The following is a 14,609-nucleotide window of genomic DNA, read 5'->3' on the forward strand; positions in this document are numbered from 1 at the left end:
GCTTTGATTTTAGAGCCTGTTTCATCTATTCACAAGCGAACTCGATATCGGGAATGCAGAAGTTAGAGAGGGTTCACTGTTTTTAGACTTGTGAGTGGCTTGTTGAGGCTGAATATTAAATTTACCTTAATTTTTCCACAACTTATCGACACTAACATCACTTTATATTTTGGAACATCCTTGAGGATGTGGTCATCAAAGAACTGAATAGTGACCTCCTCTTTGAGAAGCAGATGTAAAAGTCGCATATGAAAATACGGATTTTCATCAATTAAATACATATAGAGAAGTTAATCATTCTATCGAGTGTATCTGACTTTAGCTTTTTGTAACTTGTCATCGGAGCGAATTCAAAATTGCCTAAGTTCAAATTAAGCAGACACTAAAATCTTCCTATTATTAGTGCCAATTGCCGTCTATTTTATCGACATTACCGAGAACAAAGGGTTATAAAACATGGCCAGAGTCACGGAACACTCTTAGTTAGCAAAGGAAGAAAGGGAACATCCTCTCAATTACGATGAATAAAACTGGCCTGAATATCCTGTTTTGACTAGAATCGTCCATCTGATTTATTTCCTGTTTTCATTATGTCTTCACTTTCCAAAACTGCGTTAACCCTAACCTTTGGTTACTTCTGTTTATGGTGCACAGGCCCACTGTTATTCGACAGCCATGCGCTTTGGTATGGCGTGCCGCTATGGTTTTGGCTGTCTTGTATCGGCGCTCCATTGATGCTGATTGCGCTACTCATCAAGCTTATAGGCAAAATTGATGATTAATCTATTGCCGGTATTTATCTACCTTATCTTGAGTCTTATCGTCACTCGTTGCTGGAGCGCTACAGGTGCTAAAGCCTCAGGTACGCTATATCAGGACAGAGCGAAACGATTTTTTATCGGGGGACAGTTTCTCAATGGCCCCATGTTGGCGCTAACCTTAGTCGCCACTTATACCAGTGCCAGCTCATTTATCGGAGGTCCGGGAGCCGCCTATAAGATGGGGTTGGGTTGGGTATGGTTAGCCCTTATCCAAGTCCCGGTGGCGATACTGACCTTAGGCGTGCTTGGCCCCAAGTTTTTAAGTCAGCGAAAAAAGCAGCATTCGACGTTAATTGAATGGCTCGAAGACCGTTATCACAATCGCTGGTTAAGTTGGTTGGCCATAATTAGTCTGGTTGTAGGCTTTGTGGCGATGATCTCGGTGCAGTTTATCGGCGGAGCCAGAATGTTCTCCGGGGTCAGTGGTATCAGTTATGAGCTAGGGTTGGGTTTATTTGTTATCACTGTGCTGGCTTATACCCTGACGGGAGGCTTCAGGGCCGTGGTCATCACAGATGCGCTTCAGGGAATGATCATGTTGCTTGGTTTAATCGTGTTATTTGCGGTTGTGTTGAGCCAGGGCTCTTTACCGGAGTTGATGGGTGAGGTCAGTAAACAGTCCCCTGACATGCTGAGCCCTCACGGTGTAAATGATTATCTTGGTTGGCCCATGATGTTGTCATTTTGGATACTTATCTGTTTTGGTACCATGGGCTTACCCCATACTCTGGTGCGTTTGTTGGCGGTAAAAGATAAAGCTTCACTTAGGAGAGGCATGGTGTGGGGGACGATTATCTGTTTTCTGATGACGTTTATTCCTCATGTGTGTGGCGTATTGGGTAGGGCGCTTTATCCAGATTTGACCGTGCCCGATGAGATCATGCCAACATTGATTTCCGGTCTAATGAATCCGTTCTGGGCAAGTGTTCTACTGGCCGCTCCCATCGCCGCCGTCATGTCTTCTGTCGATTCTATGTTACTCCAGTCTGCTGTGAGTCTGGTGAGAGATGGGGCTGTCAGGATAAGTCCTGACATGAGGCCCGCGAAACAAGTTATGCTAACGCGCGTCGCTATGTTGATTATCACGGCCATTGCCACCTACTGGGCAATCGAGCCGCCACAGATGATAGTCTGGATTAATCTGGCTGCATTTGGCGCGCTGCAGGCGGTTTTTCTCTGGCCAATTATAGCTGGCGTTTTTTTCAAAGAGTTAAAAGGTCATAGCGCACTCTTGTCTATGGTTTCCGGTTTAATCAGTTACTTAGCTTTGCAGTTTAATCCTCTGTTTATGTGGGGCGTCCATCCCATTGTTCCGGCCCTGTCGGTATCCCTTGTGGTTATGCTGTTGTCACATTTTTCAACAATGATGATTCGCCGTAAGCTAAGTGCGGAAACTGTAAGCTAGTTCTTTTCACTCCGCCCCTTGTACATAGGTATACGGGGGCATCCTCACAATTAGGTATTCCGATGCGGGGGTCTTATCGGCGTCCGATGGACCAGGCTAATTGCTCGATTTAGGCTTTGAACCCACCCCGAATTAGTTTATATTTGCGGCCATATAATAATAACAATGGGCCCACCATGGACACATCTGCTTCAACATCTCCTCACGATCACACTTCAAGCGCCGCTACTCGTTGGCAGATGCCGGATACACTGGTCATCATCTTTTTTGTGGCACTGGCTGCAGCACTGCTCACCTATATTGTTCCGACAGGATCGTTTCAAACTCAGGATGTCAGCTATCTCGCCGATGGTGTAGAGAAAAGCCGGAGTGTTATCGACCCAAGCTCATTTTCATATGCGTTGAATGAAGCGGGCGAGCCAAAACTGGCACCGGTTGCTCTGTTTGAAGGCGGAGGAGGGACGGGGTTCTTTAACTTTGCCTTCGAGGGGTTAGTGTCCGGCTCAAAGTGGGGCAGTGCCATCGGCGTTATCATGTTTATGTTAGTGATAGGCGGCTCCTTCGGCGTTGTGATGGCCACAGGTACCATAGATAACGGTATCCTAAGACTTATCGATAAAACCCGCGGCAATGAGATGCTGTTTATTCCGGTGATATTTATTCTCTTCTCTCTCGGTGGCGCCGTTTTTGGAATGGGAGAGGAAGCCATCGCATTTGCTATCATCATCTGCCCCTTGATGATACGGCTGGGATACGATGGTATCACCACTGTGATGGTCACCTACGTCGCCACTCAGGTAGGGTTTGCGAGCTCCTGGATGAACCCTTTCAGTGTCGCGATTGCTCAGGGGATCGCTGGCGTGCCGGTACTTTCTGGCTCCGGAGTGAGAGTCATAATGTGGGCCGGGTTTACCTTGATGGGGCTGATTTTTACCATGCGTTATGCCAATAACATCAGGCTGACCCCCGAGCGTTCCTATAGTTATCACAGCGATGCTTTTTTTCGAGAAAACCAGAGTAAAGCCAGTTTAGACAGCCGTTTTAACCTAGGTGACTTTTTAGTGCTGTTCACCATAGTCGCTACCGTTGTTTGGGTTATCTGGGGCGTCGTAGCCCAAGCCTGGTTTATTCCTGAGATTGCCAGTCAGTTTTTTACCATGGGTATTGTGGTTGGCATAATAGGGGTCTTGTTTAAACTGAACGGCTTGACCGTTAACCAAATTGCGGTGAGTTTTAAGCAGGGCGCGGCGACGATGCTTGAGCCGGCTGTTCTGGTCGGGTGTGCGTCGGGAATATTGATCCTACTCGGAGGAGGCGGGCCGACTGAAAACAGTGTGCTTAATACGATTTTAAACAGTGCCGGTAATGTTATCGGTTATCTGCCAGATGCTCTGTCAGCCTGGTTTATGTTGCTGTTTCAGTCGGTGTTCAACTTCTTTGTGACTTCGGGCTCGGGCCAGGCGGCCTTAACCATGCCCCTGATGGCGCCTCTTGCCGATATCGTCGGCGTGACAAGACAGGTCGCCGTGTTGGCATTTCAATTGGGGGATGGCTTTACTAATGTACTCGTGCCGACATCGGCGTCACTTATGGCCACTTTAGGTGTATGCCGGGTCGATTGGGGGGATTGGCTTAAGTTTATCTGGCGGTTTATGTTAGCCCTGTTTGTCGTGTCCAGTGTGGTCGTTGTGGGAGCCCACTATATGGGATTTAGCTAATTAGGACATTGAAGTCTGTGGGGCGATTGAGGTGACAGCCTTAAGTTTATCTCGAGGTTGATGTTAGCGCTGTTTATCCTGTCTAGTGTGGTCGTTGTGGGAGCCCACTATATGGGGTTTAGCTAATTGAGGTGATAGGCCTAAGCTTAATCAGTTTGTAAGAACGGCATCTTAGGATGCCGTTTTTTTATGAGTAATTGTTGCCAATCTTCAGTCTGTTTATCTCCCAAACTAGCACTTTATCAGTCATCGCCAATAGGTTTAAGAAAGTGAGAGAATCTACACGTTATCTGGCTATTTATGATCAGAGAATGAATGGTGAACCCTGTCGAGTGAATTCAGCGCAGAAGGAAGCTTCCGGAAAATACTCCAGAGAGGCGAGTTTTAACGCTATGGCGCTAAACCTAACTAACTACGGTCCTAGTCGCTTAGGCATAAAATATGAAGCATACTCGAGCCTAAGCGTTATAACGAGCGTGTGAGACAGTCTCGAGCATAAATGAGGTGAGTTTAAACATATAGGTGTTGGTAATTAAAATGCTGAACAGATTGTGACAGGGTATGTGAGCAGATATTTATAACGGTTTAATGACATAAAAAAACGGCATCTAATGATGCCGTTGTTATTACAAGTTAGTTCTGGTTAGAACGTCAGTTTAATCTATTGATTAGAACTTAACTTCACCTTCTAAGAACCACTCACGACCACGTGCGTTATATACTGAACGCTGGTAGTGAGGCCAGCTAGTTGCTGTTGGATCAAAGTTTGGACCGGCGTCAAACAGGTTAACAACACCTGCTTTTACTTTTATGTCATCAGTGATGCTATAACCAGCAGTCAGGTTCCACTTAGTCTGTGAAGCAACTTCATGTGCACTTTCGTCAAAGTCATCACCCGCAGACTCTTTGAATGACTTGTACTGCATACCGTGCATGCGAGCTGTATGGTATGCGCCAAGTGTTGTTTCGAAGTCTTCGATGAAGTAACCAAGTATCAAGTTTGCACGGTACTGAGGTAGACCGCCATTATCGATATCATCTTCTACAGGATCAGTTGGCGCTAGTTGGCCTTCAGACAATAGAATGTAGGTACCGTTGAAGTTTAGTTTTAGCTCACCAAACTCGTTAAGATCCCAAGCGTAACCGGCAGTCATATCGATACCACGAACTTTTTGGAATGCAAGGTTTTGTGCAACTGCGTTAACATGAGTAATAGTGCCTTCATCATCACGAGTGATCATGTCTTCATATTGCTCATATTCACGTGCTGCTTTGCTGGCGCTGATATCGCTAACCATATCGTCAAGCTTCCACTCCCAAAGGTCGAATGAAGCATTGAGTGAATCACCACCCCATACAGCACCTATGTTAGCTGTGTAGCCAGTTTCAGCTTCAAGTTCTTTGTTAGCACCGGTCGTTGTGTCGATATGTAGCTCATTACATATCTCGTTGATCCTTGGATCCGGATGAGTTTGAGCTGGTGTGCCACCCATAGCCAGACACTGCTTGAAATCGATAACCTGAGTGAAACCATTGGTCGCATCGCCATATACACGGTGCATATCTGGTGCACGGAATACAGAACTGATAGAACTACGAACAAGTAACTCATCCATTGGACGATATTCAATAGCGATTTGAGGTGATAAATTACCACCGAAGTCACTGTAGTTATCATAACGAACTGCCGCATCGATAGTCAGCACCTCAAGTACAGGAATGCTTAGTTCGGCGTAACTTGCCCAGTAAGAGCGATCACCGGCACCTGAAGACCCACCGGTAGTCAAGATGTTACCTTTCGCAGATTCAGAATCTGACTCAGTCTCGTAATCTTGCTCTGTGTATTCGGCACCAAATGAGAACAGTGCGTCCCCTTCAGGCATTTCAAATGCAGTACCTGTGATGTTTGCCTGTACGTTTTTCTGAGTTGACTGAGCTCGCTCGAATGGCGTGTAAGAAGCAGCCTCTACATCTTCAGCATTCATGTTTTTAAGCAGTGAGTTGCCGTTTTCACCATCTGTGATGTAGTCAAACATACCAGCTATAGTAGCGTATCCACCACGGAAAACGTCGACATTGGTACGGCCGTAGTTAACTGAGGCGTCCCAATCATATTCATCAGCTAGTACACCTTGAAGACCGGCTGTGAAGAAGTAGTTACGGGTTTTTGTTTCACCCATACGGTTGCCAAACTCATGTAGACGGCGGACATAGTAGTAATCGCCATCTTCAGCATTGGCAAAGTCACCACCTAGCGCGGTTGCTTTGTTGTTGAATGTCTTGCTTAGATCACCTGCACTAACGGTAACGTTGTCACCGGCGACATTGATGTCATAGTCGTTGATTGCCATAGGCTCGATGCGGGTAGTCGATTTTGCTTCTGCAAAATCAAGACGACCAACAAAGGTCACGTCATCGGCAAGCTCATAGTTGAAATTTGTTGAGCTGATGAAACGTGTGCTTTCAGGCTCAAGGTCACGCCACTGTGAACGATCGAAACCACAGATGCTGCGAGCTGCATCCCAGAACCAACCGCCTGCAGTACACTCTTCAGGAGTCAGAGCTTTAGCACCACTGCCACCTGCGATACGTGCACCGTATGAACTGTACTGTGAGTATTCGCTGTAAGGAACTTTATCGGTATGAAGGCCGAAGTTTTCACGGTCAGTTGCTTTTAACTGCTCGTTAGTTGTAAATTCGATGAAAGTTGAAACGTTACCACGATCAGATGATGAACCTAGAGATAGTGCAACACGGTCACTTCCTCCGCCACCTTCAGATGTATCACCATGGCGATACTTAAGTGCAACACCTTCGAAATCTTTCTTTAGGATGATGTTAATCACACCACCAACGGCATCGGCACCGTAAACAGCCGAACCACCCGATTGGAGGATCTCGATACGCTGAACGGCTTCCATTGGAAGGTTTGCTGTATCGACGAAGTTATCGGTACCGCCAGCTGGTTTAGGATACTGGTTCAAACGCTTGCCATCGATAAGTGTCAATGTACGGTTAGCGCCTGCGCCACGTAGACTGATAGATGATGCTGCAGGTGTGAAACCATGAACAGACTGAGTTGTCATCGCACTTGTAGTAGAGGTTAGACTCTCTAGCGCATCTTGAATATTGGTGAAGCCTTGCTTCGCCATATCATCTGCGCTTAGTACGGTAACAGGCGTCGCTGTTTCCATATCGGTACGCTTAATACGAGAACCTGTAACTTGAATACGTTCTACTGACTCTTCATCACTTGCGGCATATACTGCAGGTGCACTTAATGCGGCAGTAGCTGCCCCAGTAATTAATGCAAAACGAACAGCTTTAGCCAATTTAGAATTCGGCAACATTTTGTTTTCTCCCTGACACTTACATCGGTTTTTAATTATTAGATGTTCAATTGTTTATTTTTATTTAGCAGATACTGTAATAGTTTTTACACATGTTAATAACTATCAGAAAGTATTACTAAGGGAGAGATATAAGCACACAAAACTAACATCTGCAATAAAGGGGATACACTTCAAATTATCGGGGCGAAAGCCAATCGCGCAACATAAGTGGGCTAATTCATTAACAATTAAGCGGTTAACAAAGTGTTAATCAATGAGTTATATCGAGATTTCATTAGGGAAGAGCGATTGACGTGCCAGCTTTATATTATTTACGTTGATATACAAAAGATAACATTGTTATTTTATCGTGTTTCATTAACAAGTTTGTTAACAACTAAATTTAAAATAAATGCCTCAATGAAACAAATGCGCGTTATATGTGAAATGGATCGTGTTTTGTGTTTAAAAGCATATTTTGTTTGTTGCTTGATATGTAAGCAGTTAAATGGCCATTTACAATTTAGATGGACACTTAATCGACTCAAATGTTATAGGTTTATGTCCTTATCGTGTCATGTTACGTGTGTTAAGCCTTTAGCGTTATAGGTCGATAATGTGACATGTACCGATATATGACATATAAGACTACAGCCGTTGATATAAATAATTCTCCCTTTGCGGCTTGTTCGATTAAATCAGTAAACTGACTCTCTCCGAAGTTCTGAATTAACCAGTGACCCGCTTTAATCAAGGCAGTTGCGCCAATAACCATGGGGAAGGTAAAGGCTGCATATCCTGGTGAGAAAGGGAGTCTCATCAAATGAAAGAAGGCCAGGTAGATAACACTGGTCATCAACACCGCAATACTCAGTAATAGTGCGACAACAACGATTGATGGATTACTGTTAATGGTTAAGTAGCCGGCTAAAGATAAACTGGCAGGCGCCGCCATGATAGCTATCGTCGGTTTGGCAGCGTCGCTGATTGGCGCACAAAATATGAGTCTGTATAACATGACCGGCAACATGATGAGGTAGCAGGCCATACCGAAGTTGAGCGTTGCGCTTGCAATCCATTCATATTGATCTCCTGGAAAACTAACGGCAGCGACTATGATACCGATAGGTGGCACAAACCAGCTTGGTACCATGTGTTCCAGCTTGAAGTCGATAGCCCGGTAGAAGATGAACATTCCTAAAAACAGGATATGGACCATGATAGCGAACAACCACAGATAACGTCCCTGTGCTGGCAAGTATTGTCCTAAAGCATTAGATACAACCATGAGCCCCATGGCAAATGTCGGGATCACACTGCCCACTACGGGATGAGATAGATCTTCTTTTAATATCTTTGGGTGAATAACAAATTTTACGACCAGAGACATGAGTAGTACCGCAGCGACGACGGCGCCTATGATCTGTCCGCGACCATCCATATTGGGTAGCATGCTGTCCCATGCCCAGCCGAGACTGGCGATAGCCAGAGCCAGACCTGCCATAGGTGTTGGTAGGCGAGATACGTGATTTGAGAGTTTGGTTATAGTGGCTTTCATCCCTATTCCCCTTAAAGTGAGTTTATGCACTTATGTTAAGGGGATAGGGCTGTTAAGAAAATTTGATCCTGTTTAATCACATCGTAAGTTTTATTTAATCAAGCTTGTTAGGCGAACTAAGGCTTTAATTTACAGCGCAGCAGAGTATGGCCCAGACCTATGTCATCGATATCTTCATCTACAAATAGGCCTGCCTGTGAGATAAGGCTTAGCATATCTTTTGAGTGATACATTCGGCTATTTCCATTCGCCATCGCAGTAAAGTAGATGGAGGTTGCATTGACACAAAATGCGCCGGCTTCGAAGGGCTGACGGTCCCAGTAGGTTTCCAGAATGCACAGTTCACTATTGGCAGTCATGCTTTGAGCCGTACGTTTGAGGATGCTCAGGATCTGAGCTTTAGAGAAACAGTCTAAGAACTGGCTCATCCAATAGAGATCGCCGGAATCGCAGAATGCCTGCTCTTCATCGAGCAAGTCACATTGGTATCCCTCGACTCTGTCTCCTACACCTTTCTCCTCAGCATTTTTGAGGGCGACTTTTAGTTGCCCCGGTAGGTCCATAATCGTTACGTAAACATCCGGGTCGTAGCTTGTACAGGCTAAAGCCCACTTACCGGTATTACCGCCTACATCGACAATATGTTTAGGCTGGCTCTTAAAAATCAGCGGTAATAGCTGGCCAAAAGCATGATCTGAGTAGTAGTGATCAAACTCAAACCAACTCTTTTTAACCTGTTCCGGTAGCTCACTTAATGTCGGATAGATGGTTTCCCAATCACCGAATACCTTGAGTCCATTAGGCTTACCTTCCTTCAATGAAGACTCGAGTTCAAATAGCCCTTCATAACAGACATCATGGACGAAGTTTAAGTTGACCTTTGCCATATCATCTTGAAGCAGAAAATGACCAATCTTATCTAATATAAAATGAGTGTCATTTTGCCAGATTAATCTCATGCTCAGCCCCATATCCAATAGCACGCTGCAGGCGTATTCAGATAGCTGACTTCTCTCTACTATATCCTCGAGTGAACAGCCCTCTTCACCGGCCTCATCGATGTGAGCGAGTATTCCAAATTTAAGTAAGCATCGGGCAACTTGAAAGCTGATTGGTGCGAAGGCAATCTTTTGTGCTTCAAACTTCGCATCGAAGGCGGTGACATCTAACGGGGACTGGTAAAAAGACATAATTATTTTTAGCTCATTCTCGGTAGTAAGTAGCGGTTTTCTTGGTTTGAACTAAGCGCTTTCAAAATGAAAGGTTTATTGCTGAGTTGGTATTTATTTGTACTATTTCTCCGACGGTACTGACAGCTCAACAGAGGAAAATTAACTGCAGAGGCTGGTTAAACTCACCATCATCGGGAAGTAGCCATAAGATAGCATGATGAAATAAAATTGTAGCTAGATTTGCAATGAAACCAGGGGGATTTTTCGAACTTGTGAACCCCTTAGGGTATTTCACCGACGGTCTCTTTTTTTAAGGAGCAATGGGCAATGGGTAACGTTTTTCGAATATCGGTTATAAAGCAGGAACTTTCATTTCCAAAGATGAAAGTTCCTGTGACCAGTTCTCAATATGAATGCTCTGTTTAGATCATTTTTAGTTTACACCAGCCGTTCATGGCCTTGCTTATAGACGCCTCTGTGTTGATCATCAGCTTCTCCCTGCGTGAGAGAACTATTACAGTAATGATTAATTTTACACCAGCCGTTCATGGCCTTGCTTATACATAGCCCTGAGTTGATCATCGATGGCTCTAAGTACGTCTGAGCGGGTGATAATACCGATGAGTTGATCATTGTCGTCAATCACCGGAAAGATTTTTGGTTTGGCACTGGTCATGAGCTGGGCCAGATCGAAAACCGAGCCTTCCGGGCGTGCGGTAAGTGGTTCGACATGCATGACATCACCCACGGTATAATGGTTTTCATTCAGGTAGGTGGCTTCCAGCATCTTGATCAGGCAATCCTGTTCGGATATAAAACCTATCACATGCTTGTTTTCATCTACAACGGGACCGCCAATTTGACCTGCCTGTAAAAAGAGTTCAACGGCCTGTGCAATCGGCATGTTGGCGGTAAAAATAACAGGACGTTTGCTCATGTAATCTGAAATTTTTATCGATTCCATATCTCACTCCTTGAATGCAACTAACGCATTTGCTCGTCATACCACAGTCATCTTATGCGCTCAGTATCTTAGACAATTGATGCCGCTCATTTAATTTATTAGGCCTTCATTTATAAGATTAGACGGAATTTATTCATTTGTTGGATAAAAAATGAAAACTAATGAAATGAAAAAGAGGGTTTATGGATATAATGGTGTTGCTTAGTGTTACATTTTGTTAGAGATGTTGTGGCTCCTCGGGGGAGAAGCCACAAGTTATCGCAATCAGCGAAAAGGATTACTTATGACTCACCCATTGACCTATGTTGGACGGCAGACGAGCCGAAGTGATGGAGAAGCCAGAAGGCTGGTCATACTCGAAGCAGCCTTGAGGTTGATAGTGAGAGATGGGATCCGCGGCGTTCGGCATCGTGCCGTGGCCAAGGAGGCCGATGTACCACTGGCGTCGACGACTTACTACTTTAAAGATATTAAAGATCTGATCAGTGATTCGTTAACCTATTTTGCTGAAAGAACATTATGGATGAATGAGGAGCTTGAAAATCGTAGCTTTGAATTACTCAAAGAGCTCGATGGGCTGTCTAAAGAGGAAAAGAACAATGAGTTGCTGGTTGCCAATTTAGCCCAGTTTATCAGTGAGCATATTCGTGAGCAGATCTCTCATCGTGATAATCGAATATTGGAGGCAGCGTTTCACGAGGAAGCGTTGAGAAATATTCAATTAGCCGATGCGATTAAACGCCTGAATGACTCATTCCTATCGACGATAGAGCGTTTTTTTAAACTGCTGGGATCGACGAACTCAATGTCAGATGCTCATCAGCTATTGGCCTTGATCAAATACCTGGAATATAAATATGTTCTGATAGAGGGGGCTGATGAAGATGATCAGCAGTTAGAGCATATCGTGACCTCTACTGTGCACAATATTATTAATGCTATTGAATAGAGCCACTCTTATCCCAAGAGGATGAAATCATCAGCAAGCCCAAAAAATAAAACCCGAATCAGATTCGGGTTTTTGTTTATCACATTACTATCTTAAGAGGTTACTGGATGTTTTCAGCGTCGCTGAATTCACCCTGAAAAAGCACTGAAGAGAGATAACGTTCAGCGGCCGAAGGAAGAATAACAACGATGTTCTTTCCTTCAAACTCAGGTAGCTCAGCAATTCTATTGGCCGCGACAACGGCCGCACCCGATGAGATACCAACCAGAATACCTTCCTCTTTCATGATGCGTTGAGCCATCTCGATAGACTCTTCGTTCGTCACGGCTTCTACGCGGTCAATCATCTCGAGATCCAGGTTACCCGGGATAAATCCTGCACCAATTCCCTGTATCTTGTGAGGACCGGGTTGAAGTGCTTGGCCAGACAGAGTCTGCTGGATAACCGGCGAGTCTGCTGGCTCTACGGCAACCGAAGTGATGGCCTTTCCTTGGGTATTTTTTATGTAACGACTAACACCTGTGATAGTACCACCGGTACCAACGCCTGCGACAACCACATCAACTTCACCGTCGGTATCGTTCCAAATCTCTGGCCCAGTGGTTTTCTCATGGATCTCTGGATTAGCCGGATTATCGAACTGCTGTAGAAGCAGATACTTCTCTGGTGCCGATTGGCGGATCTCTTCCGCCTTATCGATAGCGCCTTTCATCCCCTTAGCGCCTTCGGTCAGCACTAGATTGGCACCGAGTGCTTTTAGCAGCTTACGACGCTCGAGGCTCATGGTATTTGGCATGGTGAGAGTTAGCTTGTAACCACGGGCTGCAGCGACATAAGCCAGAGCGATACCGGTATTACCCGATGTTGGCTCAATTATCTCTCTGTCTGAAGTAAGCAGGCCTTTTTTCTCAGCATCCCAAATCATATTGGCACCGATACGGCACTTGACGCTAAAACTTGGATTTCTGGCTTCTACCTTGGCTAAAACATTACCTTTACTAACGCGTTTTAGACGAACAAGAGGGGTGTTACCAATGGTATAAGAATTATCTTCGAAAATGTTGCTCATGGCTTGCTTGCTCCAATCAATTTAGTAAGTAAATAATAATCGTCTTTAGCGGCTTTAGAAGTGATTGTTTGTTCTTCGTTATTCCATTTGGTTATTAATGAACTCATTTTTATTAACAAACCATGGGTGAAGGATGTGACAAAAGTGTTAACCTCTTGTCTGTAAGCACTATTCTGACGCGAATGAGTACCTAAAGCTTGATAGTTGAATATAGAGCATTTTGGATAAAACCGTTAGTAGTTCCGTGTGTAAATTAACCTGTTAATAATCAAAAATAAAAGATAACGGCTTGATATGACTAAGACGATTAAAGAGACAGATCCAAAAACAATGGTTACACCCTTCGCATTTGAGATTGCCCCTCAGGTGCTCTATACCCCTTTGGCCTCTCCACTTAAACGCGGAATGGCAATGGCCGTCGACGGACTGTTGATCTCTGTTTTGGCTGAGCAGGCGGGTTGGGTGTTTATCCTGCTGGTGGGGTTAACCCTATTGATACAGAGAAAAAGCCATGAGCTTGGCAAGGTGTTGAAGTGGGGCTTGTATCTGTCGATGTTTGTGATGATGCTGTGGGTGACGTTTGAGAACTTGGTTTCTACCCGTTCAGATGGACAAGCTCAGGAAGAAGAAACTTATATAATGGCTCCCTCTGTTGGCGAGGTGATAGGTTATCTGCCTGAGATCATCAGATTCAGCATGTGTGAAGAGCTGACTTGTGCACAAACGGAGTTAGACTCTTTAATAAAGGTGCTTAAACAGACGAATCTGGCTGAAGCGGAACAGAAGGCGATACTCTTCGGCTCCATCAAAGAGTTGGCGCTAACCGATGATGAGAAAGGGCAACTGCAGCGTGATATCAGCCAAGCCTATCCAGAACAGGCTATCGAACAAGAAGTCCAACCAGAAATTGATCCCGACGTTGAACAAGGCGTTCAACAAAAGAATGAAGTGAATACGATTCATCCGGATGAATCTGAGAAATGGCTCGTAGAAGAGGAGTTTGTATCAACCGAGGCTGTTGATATAGAAGAAGCGTTAACTCACCCATTGACCGGGATCGCGAAACAAACAGAGGAGGGCGAGTCACATCTTGAGAAGCTGGATGAAGATGACGCTGAAGGAGAATACAGTCTCATCTCTTGGGCTAAAGGCATTCTAAATGATCTGGGCTTAGGGTTTGGGTGGGCAGCATTTTATTTTACTGTGTTTACCGCCTGGTTTGATGGGCAGACCTTAGGCAAGAAGTTATTCCGTATTCGGGTGATCCAACTCGATGGTACCGGGCTCTCCTTGTGGGACGCTTTCGGTCGATATGGTGGCTATGGCGCAGGGTTCGCTACCGGACTGTTGGGTTTCTTGCAGATCTATTGGGATGCCAACAGGCAGGCCATACAAGATAAGATCTCAGCGACCGTGGTGATCGACCTCACCAAACAAAGGGATGAGTCTATGGTGACGCTTTCCTATATAGAGCCATTATTTAACCAGAAGCATACTGACTGAGTGCAGACTAAGAACCATTCGAGACTTTTTTATGGCTGCTTTCAGGAGCAGAGTTGTCGATTGGAAAGATAAGCTCTATGGTTAAGAGTCAGTCGTCGGGAAAACTATTGCGTTTGCG

The 14,609-nt window shown here is 44.9% G+C and carries 10 protein-coding genes; 5 read left to right on the forward strand and 5 right to left on the reverse strand.

The genetic code is table 11. The features are described 5' to 3' along the window. Positions 1-590: 590 nt before the first annotated feature. The 3 genes from EKG38_RS16380 to yfcC all read left to right on the forward strand — a co-directional run bounded on the left by EKG38_RS16380 (position 591) and on the right by yfcC (position 3,944). Positions 591-782: a YhdT family protein gene (locus tag EKG38_RS16380; RefSeq protein WP_126521303.1), complete on the forward strand. Its 192-nt coding sequence runs from the start codon at positions 591-593 to the stop codon at positions 780-782. Beyond that, positions 775-2,226 carry a sodium/pantothenate symporter gene (gene panF / locus EKG38_RS16385; protein WP_126521304.1) on the forward strand — a complete coding sequence of 484 codons (1,452 nt, stop codon included), beginning with the start codon at positions 775-777 and terminating at the stop codon, positions 2,224-2,226. The genes EKG38_RS16380 and panF overlap by 8 nt, the downstream gene beginning before the upstream one ends. 176 nt (positions 2,227-2,402) lie before the next feature. Beyond that, positions 2,403-3,944 (forward strand): putative basic amino acid antiporter YfcC, encoded by a 1,542-nt coding sequence (gene yfcC, locus EKG38_RS16390; protein WP_126521305.1) that lies wholly within the window; start codon positions 2,403-2,405, stop codon positions 3,942-3,944. A gap of 668 nt (positions 3,945-4,612) precedes the next feature. Here yfcC and EKG38_RS16395 read toward each other — a convergent pair. The 4 genes from EKG38_RS16395 to EKG38_RS16410 form a co-directional block, all read right to left on the reverse strand. After that, positions 4,613-7,294: a TonB-dependent receptor gene (locus tag EKG38_RS16395; protein WP_126521306.1), complete on the reverse strand. Its 2,682-nt coding sequence runs from the start codon at positions 7,292-7,294 to the stop codon at positions 4,613-4,615. Positions 7,295-7,865: 571 nt separating this feature from the next. Next, complete coding sequence (locus tag EKG38_RS16400; RefSeq protein ID WP_126521307.1) at positions 7,866-8,834, reverse strand: TDT family transporter; 969 nt, start codon at positions 8,832-8,834, stop codon at positions 7,866-7,868. Positions 8,835-8,950: 116 nt separating this feature from the next. Further along, a complete protein-coding gene (locus EKG38_RS16405; protein ID WP_126521308.1) occupies positions 8,951-10,024 on the reverse strand; it encodes a methyltransferase in 1,074 nt (357 codons plus the stop codon). 514 nt (positions 10,025-10,538) lie between these two features. Continuing rightward, positions 10,539-10,970: a CBS domain-containing protein gene (locus EKG38_RS16410; RefSeq protein WP_126521309.1), complete on the reverse strand. Its 432-nt coding sequence runs from the start codon at positions 10,968-10,970 to the stop codon at positions 10,539-10,541. A gap of 283 nt (positions 10,971-11,253) precedes the next feature. On the opposite strand from EKG38_RS16410, the gene EKG38_RS16415 reads away from it, so the two are divergent. Continuing rightward, positions 11,254-11,919, forward strand: coding sequence for a TetR/AcrR family transcriptional regulator (locus tag EKG38_RS16415; protein WP_126521310.1), 666 nt, complete (start codon positions 11,254-11,256; stop codon positions 11,917-11,919). Positions 11,920-12,019: 100 nt separating this feature from the next. On the opposite strand, the gene cysK is transcribed toward EKG38_RS16415, so the two are convergent. Next, positions 12,020-12,988 (reverse strand): cysteine synthase A, encoded by a 969-nt coding sequence (gene cysK / locus EKG38_RS16420; RefSeq protein WP_012142068.1) that lies wholly within the window; start codon positions 12,986-12,988, stop codon positions 12,020-12,022. A gap of 294 nt (positions 12,989-13,282) precedes the next feature. Here cysK and EKG38_RS16425 point away from each other — a divergent pair, with 294 nt between their 5' ends. After that, entirely contained in the window at positions 13,283-14,491 is a 1,209-nt protein-coding gene (locus EKG38_RS16425) for an RDD family protein (protein ID WP_126521311.1), read from the forward strand. Positions 14,492-14,609 lie beyond the last annotated feature (118 nt).

The sequence above is a fragment of the Shewanella canadensis genome, assembly GCF_003966225.1.
GTDB lineage: Bacteria > Pseudomonadota > Gammaproteobacteria > Enterobacterales > Shewanellaceae > Shewanella > Shewanella canadensis.

Bases quoted from the DNA above. Each gene is read 5' to 3' on its own strand.
- cysK (WP_012142068.1), bottom strand. From the start codon at position 12,988: ATGAGCAACATTTTCGAAGATAATTCTTATACCATTGGTAACACCCCT.
- EKG38_RS16415 (WP_126521310.1), top strand. From the start codon at position 11,254: ATGACTCACCCATTGACCTATGTTGGACGGCAGACGAGCCGAAGTGAT.
- EKG38_RS16410 (WP_126521309.1), bottom strand. From the start codon at position 10,970: ATGGAATCGATAAAAATTTCAGATTACATGAGCAAACGTCCTGTTATT.
- yfcC (WP_126521305.1), top strand. From the start codon at position 2,403: ATGGACACATCTGCTTCAACATCTCCTCACGATCACACTTCAAGCGCC.
- panF (WP_126521304.1), top strand. From the start codon at position 775: ATGATTAATCTATTGCCGGTATTTATCTACCTTATCTTGAGTCTTATC.
- EKG38_RS16425 (WP_126521311.1), top strand. From the start codon at position 13,283: ATGACTAAGACGATTAAAGAGACAGATCCAAAAACAATGGTTACACCC.
- EKG38_RS16400 (WP_126521307.1), bottom strand. From the start codon at position 8,834: ATGAAAGCCACTATAACCAAACTCTCAAATCACGTATCTCGCCTACCA.
- EKG38_RS16380 (WP_126521303.1), top strand. From the start codon at position 591: ATGTCTTCACTTTCCAAAACTGCGTTAACCCTAACCTTTGGTTACTTC.
- EKG38_RS16405 (WP_126521308.1), bottom strand. From the start codon at position 10,024: ATGTCTTTTTACCAGTCCCCGTTAGATGTCACCGCCTTCGATGCGAAG.
- EKG38_RS16395 (WP_126521306.1), bottom strand. From the start codon at position 7,294: ATGTTGCCGAATTCTAAATTGGCTAAAGCTGTTCGTTTTGCATTAATT.